Genomic DNA, 16,176 nt, shown 5'->3' with positions numbered 1-16,176 from the left:
ACCCTCCGAAAAAGCGCCCGCTTCCAGCTGTCCGGAGAGGATGGCAGGCCCGCTCGGGACCGCTCCCGGATCAGGCAGGTGGCAGCCGGAGCGCGGCGGGTTCGGCGAGGCCGGTCGCCAGCTCGCACAGCCGGTCGGGCGGCTGCTCGCCCGTGACAACGACGAGCATCAGCTCCGCCAGGTCTTCCCCGTCCGTCCCGGTGAAGTGCCGGTGCACCACGCTCACCTGGCAGGACTGCTCGCCGTAACCGCCGGGTTCGACGAACGCCGACCGGCCGCCGAGCCGGACGGGCCTGCCGTCGTCGGCGTTGGGCGGCTGGTCCCGGTCGAACCGGACCAGCAGCGAGAGCGGGCTGGTGGTGCTGCGCCAGCGGCACGTCCAGCCGCCGAAGCCCGGGTCCGGGTTGTTGGCGTCCACACCGGGGAACCGGATCAGCGCCTCGTTGTCGAGGATCCCGCAGGCGTCGGCGTCGATCAGCGAACCCGGATCGGGGGCGGGTCTGCGCGGGAGTTCGCCTCCGGACAGCGCCGCGGTCGCGGTGTCCACGGCGGTGTCGGCCATGCCGCACAGGTCCGCCGGGCCGTTGCCGTCCTGGTCGGCGGTGATCCGGACGTGGACCTGGTCGGAGAGCAGCAGTGTCCGGGCGCACTCGCGGCCTTCGGGCGGTTCACGCACAAGTCCGAACCCGCGCACCGACGCGTTCCGCTCCTGGGGCGGGAGTTCCGCGTTGATGAGCAGTGCCTCCACGTCCACTTCGCTCTCTCCCGAGCGCACGATGACGTCGCACCTGTTGAAGTTGCCGTAGTTCGCGTCCTCGTCGGCGTCGCCGAACCGCGCCAGCGGGACCGGGTCGATGAGAGCGCACGGGTCCGCGGTGAGCGGGTCGCCGAGCGCTGACGCCGGGGCGGGGATGTCGTCGGCCGAACCGAACGGCGGCCCGAAAACCAGCCAGGCACCGATCGCCAGCACCGCCGCCAGCGCGACGCCCACGACGGCCTTCGGCCACCAGCGGGCCCGCGGCTCGTCCTCGGTGATGTTCTCCAGCATCGTTCTGACCTGCGCCGCGGTCGGCCGCTTCGCGGGATTGACCTTCAGCATCGCCGAGAGCGCAGGCCCCAGCGCTCCGGCGCGGCGCGGTGCGTCGACGTCGCCTGCCGCCGCTCGCCGCACGAGGACGCGGGCGTCGTCGGAGGTTCCGTACGGCGAGACGCCTTCCACGGCGGCGAACAGCGTGGCGCCGAGGGAGAAGACGTCCGAGGCGGCGGTGGGATCCTCGCTCCTGGCCACCTCGGGCGCGAGGTAGCCGGGGGTTCCGGTGATCAGTGCGCTGTCGGTCAGCGTGACCTCGCCGTGCACGACCCGGGAGATCCCGAAGTCACCCAGCTTCGGATGGCCGTCCTCGGTGACCAGCACGTTGCCGGGCTTGATGTCGCGGTGCACGATGCCGCTCTCGTGCACCCGCGCCAGCGCCGAGGCCAGCTGCGCGCCGATGCGGGCCACCCGCTGCGGCGGCAGCGTCCCGTGCGCCGCGAGGTCCCGGGCGGGCACGTGCTCCATCACCAGCCACCACTGCCCGTTGTCGGACACCACGTCGTGGACCGTGACGACGTTGGGGTGGTTGACCTGCGCCAGGATCTTGGCTTCCCGCTTCAGGCGGCCGATGTGCTCGGAACCGGCGCCGCCGTCCCAGGAAACCGCGTGCTTGAGCGCGACCTTCCGGTACAGCTCCTCGTCGGTGCCCCGCCAGACCACCCCGTTGCCGCCGGATCCGATCTGGTCCTCCAGCCGGTACCGGCCGCCGACCAGCTGACCGCTGCGCATCGCCCCTCCGCTTCCCCGAGCCGGGCCAACCCGTGGGCAGGACGGCGCAACCATAGTGCACCGGGACCGCTATCCGGGACCGGTCTCGAAGATCTGCTGGCATATGCCGGACCAGGACTGTCCGATGTGGACCTGATCAGCCCTTCGCCCAGTCCCCGCGCTCGATGGCCTCGCGGACGGTGGCGAGGCGCTGCTCGTCGAACTCGACCTCCGGGTCGGGTTCGAGGTGGCTCAGCACCACCGACGCCATGCCGAGCGCGGGCGGCGACCAGCTCGCCTGCTCCGGTGCGCCGAAGGGGTTCGCGTCGAACCGCTCGGTCGCGACGGCCGGATTGGTCGGCGCCATCAGCACGAGCCCCCGGATGAGGGCGCTGGCCAGCCCGGCGATCGTGGTGAACCCGGCGCCGTGCTGCGGGCGCAGCCGCAGCCCGAGGAGCTGGGTGACCCGTTCGTAGGAGGTCGCGAGCCCGGTGATGAGCGCCCGCTCCGCTGTGGTGAGCGCCGTCTGCACGTCGTCGCGCAGGTCCCCGTCAGGGAGGCTGAGAAACGTCGCGTGCAGCGCGAAGTAGGTGCGCCACTCCGGGGATTCGTGGAAGGTCTCGAACTCCGCCAGCGCCGACTGCCGCAGTGCCTCGCCCGCCAGCGCCATCCGGCGCCCGGGGTCGGTGAGCCAGTCCAGGCGCTCCAGCAGGATGCGGTTGACGGCGGTGACGGCCCGCGGGTTGGTACCCGCGATCGCCGGGCTCGATCCCTTGGCCAGCTCCTTGAGCAGATCGCTGAAGAACAGGTCCTTGTACGGCCACCGGCGGTAGACGGCGCTGCGCGAGACCCCGGCCTCGCGGATGACGTCCTCGAAGCTGATGTGGTCGAGGCTCACGGTCAGCCCGGCGCGGTGGACCATGCCCAGCGCCGCGGCCAGCATCCGCTGCTCGGTCTCCTGGTCGGACAGGCGCTGCCTGCGGCGGGGCAGCCCTGCGGCGGGCTTGTCGGAGGTCGCGGGGGGCTTACTGGAGGTCGCAGGGGGCTTGTCGGCGCCGGCGGGGGGCTTGCCCGAGGTCATGGTGGCCGTCCTTCCGTACTTGGGATACGGTGTCTCAAGTTCCAAGTTCTAAGTTCGCACTGCGAGGCTAGCAACGCCCACCAGGGGCAATGCCCAGGAGGAAGTCATGACCAAGCCGGAGACGTCCGCCGCCATGCGCAACGCCGTAGTCGCCATGTACGCCGGGTTGGCCCTCACCGTCGTCGCCGCGGTGGTGACCGCGCTCGGCGGTGACGCGGTCAGCAAGCACGTGTTCGAGCTGGAGGCGCCCTACGTTGGCGCCGAGGTCGCGGCGGGCAGCGGGTCGTTCATGGTGATCTACCTGCTCGCCCTGTACGCCGTCGGTGTCGTGTGCTGGCTCGGGCTGAGCTGGGCGGCTCGCGCCGGGCGGCGCTGGGTGCGACCGGTCGCGATCGTGGTGCTGCTGGGTGCCGCGGGCCTGGCCGCGCTGAACCTGACGGTGGAGGAGTACGGGACCAGGGTGCTGCCGCTGCCGGTCGCGCTCGCCGGTCTGCTGCCGTGCGCGGCCGGGGTCGTCGCGGTGGTCTTCCTCTGGCGCGCCCGGGTGCGTTGAATCCGTCCACTGTGGCCGGTCCGTCTGATCGCCCGCGCTGTCTACGATGTGGGTGTCCGCACTGGCGCAGAACGGAGATCCCGTGGCACGAAAGATCATCCTCGACGTCGACACCGGCACCGACGACGCGGTGGCGATCATGTTCGCCGCACTGCACCCGGAACTCGACCTGATCGGCGTCACCACGGTCAACGGCAACGTGCCGCTGGCCCGCACCACCGACAACACGCTGCGCGTGCTGGACTGGATCGGCAGGTCCGACATCCCGGTCTTCCCGGGGCTCGCCCGGCCGATCGCGCGCCGGGGCTTCCCCGCGTCCAGGCACTTCGGGCGCGACTCCGACGACGATCCGCACGGCAGCGCGCTGCCGATCCCGGAGCCGAGCAGCAAGGCGCAGGACACCGGAGCGGTGGAGTTCCTGGTGGAGACCCTGCGCTCGACCACCGAGCAGCTCACGCTGGTGCCGGTCGGGCCGATGAGCAACATCGCCACCGCGCTCGCCGTCGACCCGTCGCTGACCGAGGCGGTGGACGAGGTGGTCGCGATGGGCGGGGGACACGCCGTCGCGAACGTGACCGCCTCCGCCGAGTTCAACATCTGGGCGGATCCGGAAGCGGCGGCCCTGGTCCTGTCGGCCGGGTTCGGCCGCCTCACCCTGGTTCCGCTCGACGCGACCCACCAGGCGCTGGTCACCGAGGAGGACTGCGCCGCGCTCGACGCGCTGGGGACGCCGGCGGGCGTGGCGGCGTCCCGGTTCGTCTCGCGGCGCATCGCCGCCTACCGGACCGCGGTCGAGGGCGGGAACGCGGCGCCGGTCCACGACGTGGTGTGCACGGCCTACCTGGTGCGCCCCGACCTGCTCACCACTCGGCACCTGCCGGTCGAGGTCGACACCGCCAGCCCGCTCACGATCGGCCGCACGGTCATCGACACCCGTCCCGGCAGCTCGCTGGACCCCAACGCCCACGTCGCCTTCGGCGCGGACGCCCGGCTGCTCACCGAGCTCCTGCTCGGCACGTTCGGCGCGGTCAGCGGGTGAGCGTCCGGCCACAGAGGACGGTGGGCGAACTCCGCCCGGATGGGGCAGTCCGCGGGCGCTGTCCGGCCGGTAGGTTGTCGCCGACCCGGGACGCGGAGGTGCGCCGATGCGCAGGATCGTGATCGTCGGAGCCGGTCAGGCCGGACTCCAGCTCGGTGTGGGGCTGCTCGACGCGGGCTACCAGGTGACCGTCGTGTCCAGCCGCTCGGCGGAGCGGATCCGCGACGGGCGGGTCATGTCGGGGCAGTGCATGTTCGGCTCCGCGCTCGCCCGCGAGCGGTCGCTGGGCCTCGGCTTCTGGGACCGGGAGTGCCCGGCGGTCGAGGGGATCGCGGTCCGCGTCGCCGACGGCGGCGGTGGTACGGCGGTCGACTGGGCTGCGCGGTTCGACCTCCCCGCGCAGGCCGTGGACCAGCGGCTCAAGATGTCGGCGTGGATGGCGGAGTTCGAGCGGCGGGGCGGCCGGGTCGAGCACGCCGAAGCCGAGGTGGACGATCTGGAGGACTACGCCGCGGACGCGGACCTCGTCGTCGTGGCGGCGGGCAAGGCGGAGATCGCGAAGCTCTTCCCGCGCGATGACAGCAGATCCGCGCACGACGCACCGCAACGGGCTCTGGCGCTGACCTACGTCCGGGGACTGCGGGAGCTGCCGGACTTCCCGGCGGTGTCGTTCAACGTGATCCCCGGAGTCGGCGAGTACTTCGTGTTCCCGGGCCTGACCACGAACGGGCCCTGCGACATCATGGTCTTCGAGGGCGTGCCCGGTGGTCCCATGGACTGCTGGGACGACGTGCGGGGCCCGGCCGAACACCTGGCCAGGTCGAAGTGGGTGCTCGACACGTTCGTGCCCTGGGAGGCCGCCCGGGCCGGGGACGTTTCCCTGACCGACGACAACGGGATCCTCGCCGGCCGGCTCGCACCGACCGTCCGCCACCCGGTGGGCGTCCTGCCGTCCGGGGCGCCGGTGCTCGGCATGGCCGACGTCGTGGTGCTCAACGACCCGATCACCGGGCAGGGTTCCAACAACGCGGGCAAGTGCGCGGCCTCGTACCTGCGGAGCATCGTCGAGCACGGCGACCGGCCGTTCGACGCGGAGTTCATGCGCGAGGCGTTCGAGGTCTACTGGGACTACGCGCGGTTCGTCACCGACTGGACGAACGCGCTGCTCGACCCGTCACCGCACATGCTCGAACTGATCGGCGCCGCGGGCGGGAACAAGCGGATCGCGCGGCGGTTCGTCAACGGGTTCGACGACCCGCGCGACTTCCACCTGTGGTTCATGGACGCCGACGCGGCAGCCGGCTACCTGGGTGGTCGTTGAGCTCGTTCCGTGCGGTGGGCTGAGCCGCGGCTTGAAGGCAGGCACCTGAGTGGTGTCCCCGGCGCGGGCCGGGGACACCACCGCGGTCAGCTCAGGCCCTTCTCGATCGCCTCGATGATCGCGGGCCGCAGCTCGGCGGCGCTGACGATCGCGTCGACCGACCCGACGTCCACGGCGCGCTGGACGCTGTGCACCCGGTCGAACTCGGCGGCGACCTCGCCGAGCTTCTCGGCGCGCACCGCCGCCCGCACCTCGGCCAGCCGCAGGCTCACCGTCGCCCGGTCCGCGTCGGCGGCAGCGGTGACGGCCTCCTCGGCCTCCAGCACCCGCGGGTCCTTGGCCGTGCGGTCGTTGACGTCACCGGCGAAGACCACCGCCGCGGCGGGCGCACCGCCGATGACCGAGGCGAACGAGCCCTCCACGGCCAGCACCGTCATGTTCGGGTTGAGGGCCTTGGAGAACACCACGAACGCGCCGCCGTGGTACCGGGAGATCACGCAGAACACGATCGGGCCGGAGAAGTTCACGATGGCCCGGCCGATCTCGGCGCCGTACTCCAGCTGCAGCTTGCGCATCGACTCCGGGGAACCGTCGAACCCGGACAGGTTCGCCAGCACCACCAGCGGCCGGTTGCCGCTGGCCGCGTTGATCGCCCGCGCGGCCTTCTTCGACGAGCGGGGGAACAGCGTTCCGGCGGTGTAGGTGTCCGGGCCGTCCGTGGGCGGGAAGCCCTGCCGCGCCACCGGGCGGGACTCGATGCCCAGCAGGCACACCGGCCGGCCGCCGAGGTGCACGTCCTGCACGGCCGCGGTGTCGGCGTCGGCCATGCCCGCCCAGCGCTCCAGGACCGGGTGGTCCTGGTCGGCCACCGCCCGCATCACCGTGCGGATGTCGAACGACTTCTTGCGGTCGGGGTTGGCCTCCGCGGAGAAGATCTGGCCCACCGTGGTGAAGTCGCTGCCTGCCAGCTCGTGCGGGTAGTCCGAGATGTCCCGGTCGTGCGGGTCGGTGGAGCCGGCCCGGCGCGGCGCGGTCTCGCCCGCGGCGACGTAGGTGTGGTCGTAGTGCGCCATCAGCACGTCCCGCGCACCGGCGAGGTCCGGGGCCCAGTACTGCGCCTGGCCGTTCGGGCCCATCACCCGGTCGTAGCCGCCGATGCCGAGGTTGTCCTCGGCCGACACGCCACCGGAGAAGTCCAGCGACTGCTTGCCGGTCAGCACCATCGCCGACTCCGGCGTCATCACCAGGATTCCCTTGGTGTGCATGAGCATCGTGGCCTCGGCGTTCCAGTACGGCTGGGCGCCGACGTTGATCCCGGCCACCACGACGTTGATCTCGCCGCCGTCCTGGGTGAAGTGCACGATCCGCTTGAGCGCGGCGGCCACCCAGTCCATGTTCTCGGTGCCCGACTCCATCGAGATCCGGGCCCCGGCCGACAGCGCGAACCACTCCAGCGGCACGCCCATCCGCTCGGCCAGGTCCAGGGCGGCGATGACCCGCGTGCACTCCGGTTCGGAGAGCGCGCCCAGCGCCTTGGTCGGATCGCCCAGCAGCACGACCCGGGTGACGCCCTCGGGGTGCAGCTCGGTCGGCGTCGAGACCACACCGGCGACGATCGCGGCGGAGTTGCCGCCCGCGGGCCGGTCGACCGGCACCAGCGCGCCGGTGGCGTCCAGGTCGTGCTCGACGAAGCTGCCGTCCGGGCCCGTGAGCATCCCGGTCAGCTCGTAGGGGTAGACCGTGCCGCGCTTGGCGGCGCGCAGCACCTTCTGCCGGTAGCTGTCCAGCGGCTCGATCGGCTCGGTCGGCGGCTCACCGACGGAGAACCCGGCGCCGGAACCGACGCCGTAGCCGATCCGCACCGAGACCTCCCCGGACTCACCGGTCTCCGGGTCGCGCCTGCGGCCGAGGAACAGCACCTCCTCCAGGCCCGCCGCCGCGGTGGTGGGCAGCACCCGCTGGGCGACGGTGTTGAGCTCGTCGACCGGCAGCTCGATCGACGGCCAGACGTAGACCACGATCCGGTTGGTGCTGGACCGCTGCTTGGCGGGCTGGCGCGAGCGCGCCTGCCGGATCGCGTCCAGGCAGGCGGTCAGCACGCCTTCCGCCGCGGGCAGCGCGACCAGCCTGCCCTCGTCGTCGCGGAGCGGGGTCACGTCCCGCACCTGCGCCATGGCCACCAGGCGCTCGTCGGCCGGGTTCTCCTTGGCGGCGCAGCGGAAGAGGTAGACCTCCTCGTCGGGCGAGGGCAGCCGGGTGAGGTCGAAGCCGCGCAGCCGCTCCAGCTGGAGGCGGTCGGCGATCAGCGGGTGCAGGCCGCGGATGAGCCGCTGTTCGGCGACCCCGTCCTCGGACGGCTCGAACGTGAAGTGGTGGTGCATGACCGCGCCGCTGCGGCCCGCGACCGTGGTGGTGATCCGGCGGATGCGGCTCGGCAGCGGCCGGGCCGCCAGCACCTCGCCGAGCCGGGCGGCCATCGCGTCGGTGTCGTCGGGCTGGTCGCCCCACACCACGTAGATGTCGGCGACCAGGTCGCCGTCCGGTGCCAGCTCGCCGATCGCGCCCACCACGTCGGACAGCGCGGTGAAGTCGGCCGCCACGGCCACCACGTCCGGCAGCTCGCCCCGGTACTCGGCGAGCACGGCCGGGCATCCGGCCAGCTTCCGGGTGTCCACGGTCTCCAGCGCGCGGGTGCCGTAGTAGCGGCGGGTGAGCACCTCCAGCAGCGGCAGCGGGTCGGTGCCGTCCCGGCCGATCCGCTGCCCGAGCAGCCGGACCAGCGGTTCGGAGGTGGCCACCATCGCCGAGATCCGCTCCGCCCGGTCGGCGGCGTCCGGGTGCGAGTCGAGGTGGCGCAGGTGGTTGCGCACGCCCGCGTAGACCTCCGCGCGGCCGCGCCGCAGCATCGGCTGGGCGAACCAGCGGAACACGACGGTGCGGGCGAGGTCGGCGATCGCGGGGAAGCGCAGCTGGGTGGCCGCGACGAGGTGTTCCAGCGCGAGCCCGGCGGCGGTCCGGGTCGCCCCGGCGGGCGGCGTCTCGGACAGCCACTGGCGCAGCAGCGTGGTGATCGCGTCCACGTCGGACGCGGCGCGCTGCTGGGCGAGGAAGATGCGGAAGACCGCCTCCTCCAGCTCGGGGGTGCGGTCCAGCTCGTGCACGCCGTAGTGGCCGAGCACCCGCGCGAGGCGCTGCTTGAACGTCTCGGACAGCCCGGCGCGGTCCACGTCGAGGCTCTGCAGGTAGGTGTGGAAGAACTCGCGGGGGCTGTGCACCCGCACGTCCGGCTTCGCCTCGTCGGCGGCGGCCCGGTTGCGGCTGAGCTCGGAGAGGTCGGCGAAGACCTTCAGCAGCTCGATCTCGCCGTCCAGCGGGCGCGCGCCCGCCTCGGCCAGCGCGGTCCGGGCCTTCAGGTAGCCGTCGAGCACCGGGCGCTCGCCGCCGGGGTCGACGTCGAACCCGAGCACCAGGTTCCGCAGGTCCGCGAGACCGCGGGCGGCCCGCTCTCGCGCGTCGAGCTCCGGCTCGGCGGGCAGGGTCAGCTCGACCCCGCTGCCGCCGGTGTCCTGGTCGGCCGCGTCGTCGTCGGCCAGCGGCTCCAGCCGCAGCAGCGGGGCGCCGGTCTCGACCTGGCTGCCGGTGGTCACCAGGCACTCCCGCAGCCGCGCGCGGAACGGCGCGCGCAGCACGGTCTCCATCTTCATGCTCTCCAGCACCAGCACCGGTGCGCCCGCCTCGACCTCGGCGCCGACCTCGACCGGGGTGGCCACCACCAGCGCGGGCGCCGGCGAGCGGACCACGCCGCCCTCGTCCCGGCTGACCCGGTGCGTGACGCCGTCGATCTCGACCAGGTGGACCGGGCCGTGGGTGTCGGTCACCAGCCGGAACCGCTGCCCGTTGACGGTGATCTGCCCGGTGTGGCGGTCGAACCGCTCGATCTCGACGTCGGCGGAGAGCAGCTCGCCGCCGTTGTCGATGCCGACCCGGTAGCGCTGGTGGCCCACGCGCGCCACCAGCACCCGGTAGTTGTCCTCGCGCAGCTTGAGCTCCAGCGGCCTGCCGGTCTCGTGCCGCATCCGGGGACGGCCGCCGTGCGCGCTGGCCAGGAACTGCTGGCGGGCCACGAGCTCGGAGTCCTCGTAGGCGTCGACCGCGGCGGCGGCCAGCGCGATCGCGGAGTGCCGGTGCGAGCGGAGCCCGCCCGCGGCGCGCTCCCGGTCGATCCAGCCGGTGTCGGCGGTGGCGTCGACGACCTCCTGCCGGTTCAGCAGGTCCAGCACGAAGCTCTTGTTCGTCGCGCCGCCGGAGACCACGACCGTGGTCTGCGCCATCGCCCGGCGCAGCCTGCCCAGCGCCTCCTCGCGGTCGGCGCCGTAGGCGATGATCTTGGCGATCATCGAGTCGAAGTCGGCGGGGATGGTGTCGCCCTCGCTGACCCCGGTGTCGACCCGGATGCCGGGGCCGACCGGGAAGGACAGCCGGGCGATCCGGCCGGGGGCGGGGGCGAAGTCGCGGTCCGGGTCCTCGGCGTTGAGCCGGGCCTCGACCGCGTGCCCGGACTCGGCGGGCGGCTCGCCCTCCAGCCTGCCGCCCGCCGCGACGTGCAGCTGGGCCTTGACCAGGTCGATGCCGGTGGTGGCCTCGGTGATCGGGTGCTCGACCTGCAGGCGGGTGTTGACCTCCAGGAAGGCGAACAGCCGTTCGCCGGGGTGGTAGAGGAACTCGACGGTGCCCGCGCCCCGGTAGTCCACGGCCTTGGCGAGCCGCTCGGCGGCGGCCTTGAGCTCCGCGCTCTGCTCGGCGGTCAGCACCGCCGACGAGGACTCCTCGATGATCTTCTGGTTGCGCCGCTGCACCGAGCAGTCCCGGACCCCCAGCGCCCACGCGGTGCCCTGCCCGTCGGCGATCACCTGCACCTCGACGTGCCGGGCGCCGGTGACGAGCCGTTCGAGGAAGACCGCGCCGTTGCCGAAGGCGCGCTCGGCCTCCATGCTCGTGCGCTCGTAGGCGTCGACCAGCTCCTGCTCGTCGTTGATCACGCGGATGCCGCGCCCGCCGCCGCCCGCGGTCGCCTTGAGCATCAGCGGGTACCCGACCTCGCCCGCCACCCGGACCGCCATGTCCAGGTCGGTGACCGCGCCGCGGCTCCAGGGCGCCACCGGCACCCCGGCGTCCTCGGCGATCAGCTTCGCGCCGATCTTGTCCCCGAGCTGGCGCATCGCCTCGGCGCTGGGGCCGACGAAGACCACGCCGAGCTTCTCGCAGAGCTCGGCGAACGCCGGGTCCTCGGCGACGAAGCCCCAGCCGACCCAGGCGGCGTCCGCGCCGGTCTCGACCAGCGCGCGCTCCAGCACGCCGAGGTCGAGGTAGGGGCGGGCGGCTGCCGGGCCGAGGTCGTAGGCGAGGTCGGCCTCGCGCACGAAGGTGGCCGACCGGTCCACGTCGGTGTGGAGGGCCACCGTCTCGATCCGGTGCCCGGTCTCAGCCGAGAGCTCCCGCACGGCATGGATCAGCCGCATCGCGGCCTCTCCGCGGTTGACGATTGCAACACGACTGAACACCTGACCGAGCCTCCTGCGTCACTGACCTTGTTCTTGGGCCGTCGCCCCGTGCTGGGACCACGATCTCGGTTACCGACCGGTATCGATATGTCGAGATCGGCTCACGCTGCCCACCGAAAGTCGTGTGGAACCACCAACACCAAGCGATGGGTGAGCATACGACTCCGCACGGTGACGTGATCCGCTCGCGGTGTCCCGCCATGGCGACCCGGCAGCTTAACGCCGGAGCCGGACCGCGAGTTCCACGGCCCCGCCAAGATCACCCGTCGGAGTCATCCAGGTCCGCGTTGCCGATCAGCGCGCGGGCGGGTGCGGTGCGCGGCCGGGAGAGCAGGACGCGGGTGGGCGCGTGCTCGACGCGGCGGCCTTCGTCGAGCACGTGGACCTCGTCGGCGATCCCGGCGACCGCGGACAGGTCGTGGCTGATCAGCACCAGCCCGGCCGCGGTGCCGGCAAGCCGGCCGAGCAGCGCGGCCCGGGTGGCCGGGTCCTGGCCCGAGGTGATCTCGTCGCAGATCAGCACCGCGGGATCGGCGAGCAGGGCGAGGGCGAGCGCGGCGCGTTGCAGTTGCCCGCCGGACAAGGCATTCGGCCGCCGGGCGATCTGCGACGCGGTGAGGCCGAGCTGTTCGAGCGCGCGTTCCGCTTCGGCACGGGCCTGCTCGCGGCCGAGCCCGCGAGCGAGCCGAGCAGTTCTGGCGAGCTGGGCGGCGACGGAACGGAATTCGTCGAACGAGGCGCGGGAGTCCTGGTGGACGTACTGGATCCGGGTGCGCTCGCGGCGGTCGCGGCCGCGGATGCCGGGGGAGAGCGGGACGCCGTCGAGCCGGATCCGCCCGGTGTCGGGGCGGGTCAGCCCGGCGAGGCAGCGGGCCAGCGTGGTCTTGCCCGCTCCGGAGCGGCCGACGATCGCGACGCGCCGGCCCGGCGGCACGCGCAGGTCGACGGTTTCCAGCAACTTCTTGCCGTTCCTGGCTGTTTTCCCGATGCGCTCCGCGTGCAGCCCGGATTCGGCGCCGGAAATGCGCGCGATGGCGGGCGGTCCGGGCGCTGCCGCCAGCAGGCTCCGGGTGTACGGGTGGTCCGGGGAGGTCAGGACCTGGTCCGCCGGGCCGATTTCGCAGACCCGGCCATCCCGGAGAACGGCGACGTCGTGGGCGAGCCGGCGGGCGAGCCCGAGGTCGTGGGTGAGCAGCACGATTCCGGTGCCGAGCGCGGACAACCCGGCCAGAGTTCCCGCGATCTCGGACTTGGTGATGGTGTCCAGCCCGGTCGCCGGTTCGTCGAGGACGAGCACGGCGGGCCTGCCGACCAGCGCCTGTGCCAGGGCGGCCCGTTGCTGCTGGCCGCCGGAGAGCTGGTGCGGATACCGGCGCAGGGCACCGGAATCCACCCGGGCGGACTCCAGAGCCTCGGCGACCGCCTCCGCGCGCTGCGCACGGGCCGGATGCCGGACCGAGGCCAGCTCGTCCAGGACACCCCCGACCCGGCGGACCGGGTTGAGCACCGCGGCGGGGTGCTGCGGGAGGTACCCGATCGCGGTCGCGCGAGCGGCCCGGCGCCGGGCGGTGGGAAGTCCGAGCAGATCGGTGTCGTGCAGGCGGACCGCTCCGGTCAGCGCGATGCCGGGGCGGTTCTCGCCCTGCAGCGCCAGTCCCAGCGTGGTCTTGCCGCTGCCCGACGCGCCGATCACGGCGGTCACCCGGCCAGGAAGGACGTCGAGGTCCACACCGGACAGCAGCCGGTCCGCACCGGCGCGGGCGCCGAGATCCCGGGCGCGCAGGACCGGTGTGCTCATGGGTTCCCGTTCCGGCGCGCGAGCGCCTGGTCCACCAGCAGGTTGGTCCCCACGCACAGCGACACCAGCAGGAGCGCGGGCACCAGGACCGCGAACGGTTGCAGGAAGAGGGCCTGCTTGTTGCGCTCGACCAGCACGGCCCAGTCGCTGGCCGACGGCGCCTGCCCGAGGCCGAGGAAGTTCGCCGACGCCAGCAGGTAGAGCACGAGGCCGAGCCGGGTTCCCGCGTCGACCAGGACCGGGCCCAGCACGGCCCGCCCGAGGTAGCCGACGCGGATCCGCCACCAGGTCTCGCCCTGCATCGTCATCGCCTCCACCGCCGCGCGGCAGCCGGGTGCCAGCGCGGCGGTGCGCACGATCCGCACCACCGCGGGCAGCTGGAGCACGGCGATGGCGGCGGTCAGCGGCACCGCGCCGCGCCAGCCGGACGCGGCCAGCACCAGCAGCACGAGCAGCCCGGGAAGGGCGAGCACGAAGTCCAGGAAGCGCAGCAGGAATCCGCCGCCGCGCCCGGTGGCCAGCAGCGCCAGCGGTACGCCGACCAGGTAGGCCAGTGCGAGCGACAGGCCCGCGAGCGCGACGAGCGAAGCGCCGCCGCTGAGCGCGAGCGCGAGGACGTCGCGGCCCAGGACGTCGGTCCCCAGCGGGAAACCGGGGCTCGGCGACAGCAACGGCCGGGCCTGCGAGCGCAGTGGGCCCGCGAGCAGCGGACCGAACAGCGCGGTGAGCGCGGGAACGCCGAGCAGGACGGACCCGGCGAGCAGGGACAAGCGCCTCACGCGACCACCTCGCGTTGTGGGACGAGCCTTCGGGAGGCGAGGTCCGCGAGCAGGTTCAGCACGATCGTGGTGATCGCGAAGACCAGGGCGTATCCCTGCACTGCGGGCAGATCGCGCGCCATGACCGCACCGACGAACCCGGAACCCATCCCCGGCAGGGCGAACACGGCTTCGACCACCACGACTCCGCCGAGCAGCCCGTCGACCGCCCGGGCAAGCTGCTGCACCGCCGGCGCGAGCCCGTTGGGCAGCACGTGCCGGAGCACGACCGCGCGTTCGGGCAGGCCGTGGAGCCTGACGTGCATCGCGTATTCCGCGCTGTCGGCCTCGGCCACGCCGACGCGCACCTGCCGCGCCAGCGCGCACAACTGCTTGCACACCAGGACACCCACGGGCAGCACGAGGACCGCGGGCTCGGCGGCGAGAGACCACCCCGACGCGCCCGCCGCGGTCGCGGGCAGCCAGCCGAGGTGCAGCGAGAACAGGGCGACGAGCACGAGGGCGAGCGCGAACTCCGGGATCGAGTCGAGCATCACGACCACACCGTTGAGCCCGCGATCCAGCGCGGAACCCCGGCGCAGCCCCGTGCCGACCCCGATCGCCAGCGCCAGCGGGATCACCACCGCGAGCGCCAGGAGGGCGAGCAACGCGGTGGTGGCGAACCCGCGGGAGATCTCGTCGGAGACGGCGGTGCCGGTCAGCAGCGACGTCCCCAGGTCGCCGCGCGGCAACCCGGCCAGCCACTCCGCGAACCGCTGCCACGGCGGAACGTCCAGCCGCAGCCGCTCGCGCAGCGCCGCCACCTGCTCGTCGGTCGCGTGCTCGCCGAGGACGACCACGGCGGTGTCGCCCGGCAGGACCGACGTCAGGGCGAAGACGGTGACCGCGACCGCCGCGAGCTGGCAGGCGGCGACCACCAGCCGCCGCAGCGCGAACCGCGCCATCAGCCGGGGGAGACCCGGTCGAACCGCGCCCAGTCCAGCGAGTTCGGCGGTGCGGGCCGGACCCCGGTCACCCCGTCGGCCACCGCGACGTTCCAGTCGCTGAACCCCCACACCAGCAGGCCGCTGCTGTCGCGGGCCAGGCGCTGGGCGTCGGCGAGCAGCCGCGTCCGCTCCGCCTCGTCGGCGGTGCTCGCGGCCCGGGTGGCCAGCGCGTCGAACTCCGCCGAGCGGTACCCGGTGTAGTTGTTGCTGCCCGCGTCACCGCGCATGCGCTGGGCCAGGAACGTCGGCACCGGCAGGGTGGCGGTTCTCGTGTGGGCGGCGACCCCGTTGTTCTTGATGTCGGAGAAGTACGTCTCGGACGGGCCCACGCGCGGGCTGACCCGCAGGCCGATGTCGCCGAGCTGCTGGGAGATCAGCGTCGCGGCCGGCTCGAAGTAGGGGTCGGCCGCGCTGGTCAGCAGCTCGAACTCCATCCCGTCGGCACCCGCCTCCCGCAGCAGCGACCGCGCGAGTCCGGGATCCCGCTGCCGCTGCGGGAAGTCCTCCGGGTAGTACTTGAGCCCCTTGCCGAACAGGTCGTTGCCGAGCCTGCCGTGGCCGCTGAGCGCGATGTCGAGCAGCGCTTGCCTGTCCACTCCGGACAGAACGGCCCGCACGACGCGCGGGTCGTCGAACGGCGGGCGGTCGACCTTGAGCGCGACGGCCTGCATGGTGCCGTGCGGCGCGGCGAGCAGCCGGGCGCGGTTGTCGCCTCGCAGGAGGCTCGCCGAGTTCGCGCTGACGTCGTGGATGTAGTGCACCTGGCCCGACATCAGCGCGGCCACGCGGGCGCTCTCGTCGTTGATCGGCACGAACTCCAGCTCGGCGGGTGTCGCGGCGCCGGACCAGTGCCCGTCGAACCGGGCGAACACGGCGGGGCGGCCGGGCTGGAACGAGGAGAACCGGAACGGCCCGGAGCCGACCGGCGCCGCGAAATCCCCTGTCCCGGCGGGGATGATCTCGGTCGCGGGCGCGCCCCACGCCGAGGGGAACTCGAAGTCCGGCGCCCGCAGCACGAGCTCCAGCTCGGTGGCCGACCGCGCGCGGCTGGCGGCGAAGTCGACGGCGGCGAACTGCCGCCGGGCGGGCGAAGCCGTGGCGGGGTCGGCGATGCGCCGGTAGCTGTAGAGCACGTCGTCGGCGGTGACCGGCCGGTTGTCGTGGAACCGCGCCTGGCGCAGCCGGACCAGCCACCGGGTGCCGGTGGCGTCGGGTTCCCACGACTCGGCAAGCCGGGGCACCACGCTCATGTCGTCG

Annotated in this window: 10 protein-coding genes; 3 read left to right on the top strand and 7 right to left on the bottom strand. The window is 73.2% G+C overall.

Annotated elements, in window-relative coordinates:
• Nucleotides 1-70: 70 nt before the first annotated feature.
• Together ABD691_RS17530 and ABD691_RS17525 are read right to left on the bottom strand one after the other, a co-directional pair.
• A complete protein-coding gene (locus tag ABD691_RS17530) occupies nucleotides 71-1,822 on the bottom strand; it encodes a serine/threonine-protein kinase (protein ID WP_344680952.1) in 1,752 nt (583 codons plus the stop codon).
• A 136-nt stretch (nucleotides 1,823-1,958) separates the two neighbouring features.
• Entirely contained in the window at nucleotides 1,959-2,882 is a 924-nt protein-coding gene (locus ABD691_RS17525; RefSeq protein WP_344680950.1) for a TetR/AcrR family transcriptional regulator, read from the bottom strand.
• 106 nt (nucleotides 2,883-2,988) lie between these two features.
• Between ABD691_RS17525 and ABD691_RS17520 the strand changes: the two genes are divergently transcribed.
• The 3 genes from ABD691_RS17520 to ABD691_RS17510 all read left to right on the top strand — a co-directional run bounded on the left by ABD691_RS17520 (nucleotide 2,989) and on the right by ABD691_RS17510 (nucleotide 5,795).
• A complete protein-coding gene (locus ABD691_RS17520) occupies nucleotides 2,989-3,435 on the top strand; it encodes a hypothetical protein (RefSeq protein WP_344680948.1) in 447 nt (148 codons plus the stop codon).
• Nucleotides 3,436-3,517: 82 nt separating this feature from the next.
• On the top strand, nucleotides 3,518-4,474 hold the full coding sequence (locus ABD691_RS17515; RefSeq protein ID WP_344680946.1) for a nucleoside hydrolase: 957 nt from the start codon (nucleotides 3,518-3,520) through the stop codon (nucleotides 4,472-4,474).
• Between the two features lie 106 nt (nucleotides 4,475-4,580).
• Nucleotides 4,581-5,795: a styrene monooxygenase/indole monooxygenase family protein gene (locus tag ABD691_RS17510; RefSeq protein ID WP_344680944.1), complete on the top strand. Its 1,215-nt coding sequence runs from the start codon at nucleotides 4,581-4,583 to the stop codon at nucleotides 5,793-5,795.
• Nucleotides 5,796-5,881: 86 nt separating this feature from the next.
• Here ABD691_RS17510 and ABD691_RS17505 read toward each other — a convergent pair whose 3' ends face one another.
• The 5 genes from ABD691_RS17505 to ABD691_RS17485 form a co-directional block, all read right to left on the bottom strand.
• Nucleotides 5,882-11,356 carry an ATP-binding protein gene (locus ABD691_RS17505; protein WP_344680943.1) on the bottom strand — a complete coding sequence of 1,825 codons (5,475 nt, stop codon included), beginning with the start codon at nucleotides 11,354-11,356 and terminating at the stop codon, nucleotides 5,882-5,884.
• Between the two features lie 259 nt (nucleotides 11,357-11,615).
• Nucleotides 11,616-13,154, bottom strand: coding sequence for an ABC transporter ATP-binding protein (locus ABD691_RS17500; protein ID WP_344680941.1), 1,539 nt, complete (start codon nucleotides 13,152-13,154; stop codon nucleotides 11,616-11,618).
• Nucleotides 13,151-13,933 (bottom strand): ABC transporter permease subunit, encoded by a 783-nt coding sequence (locus ABD691_RS17495; RefSeq protein ID WP_344680939.1) that lies wholly within the window; start codon nucleotides 13,931-13,933, stop codon nucleotides 13,151-13,153. The genes ABD691_RS17500 and ABD691_RS17495 overlap by 4 nt, the downstream gene beginning before the upstream one ends.
• A complete protein-coding gene (locus ABD691_RS17490) occupies nucleotides 13,930-14,877 on the bottom strand; it encodes an ABC transporter permease (RefSeq protein WP_344680937.1) in 948 nt (315 codons plus the stop codon). The genes ABD691_RS17495 and ABD691_RS17490 overlap by 4 nt, the downstream gene beginning before the upstream one ends.
• Entirely contained in the window at nucleotides 14,877-16,169 is a 1,293-nt protein-coding gene (locus ABD691_RS17485) for an ABC transporter substrate-binding protein (RefSeq protein ID WP_425565111.1), read from the bottom strand. Before ABD691_RS17485 ends, ABD691_RS17490 begins: the two co-directional genes overlap by 1 nt.
• Nucleotides 16,170-16,176: the final 7 nt, after the last annotated feature.

Origin of the sequence: Saccharopolyspora taberi (assembly GCF_039534165.1) — a bacterium.
Lineage (GTDB): Bacteria > Actinomycetota > Actinomycetes > Mycobacteriales > Pseudonocardiaceae > Saccharopolyspora_D > Saccharopolyspora_D taberi.
This window is presented reverse-complemented; position numbering and strand designations above follow the sequence as displayed.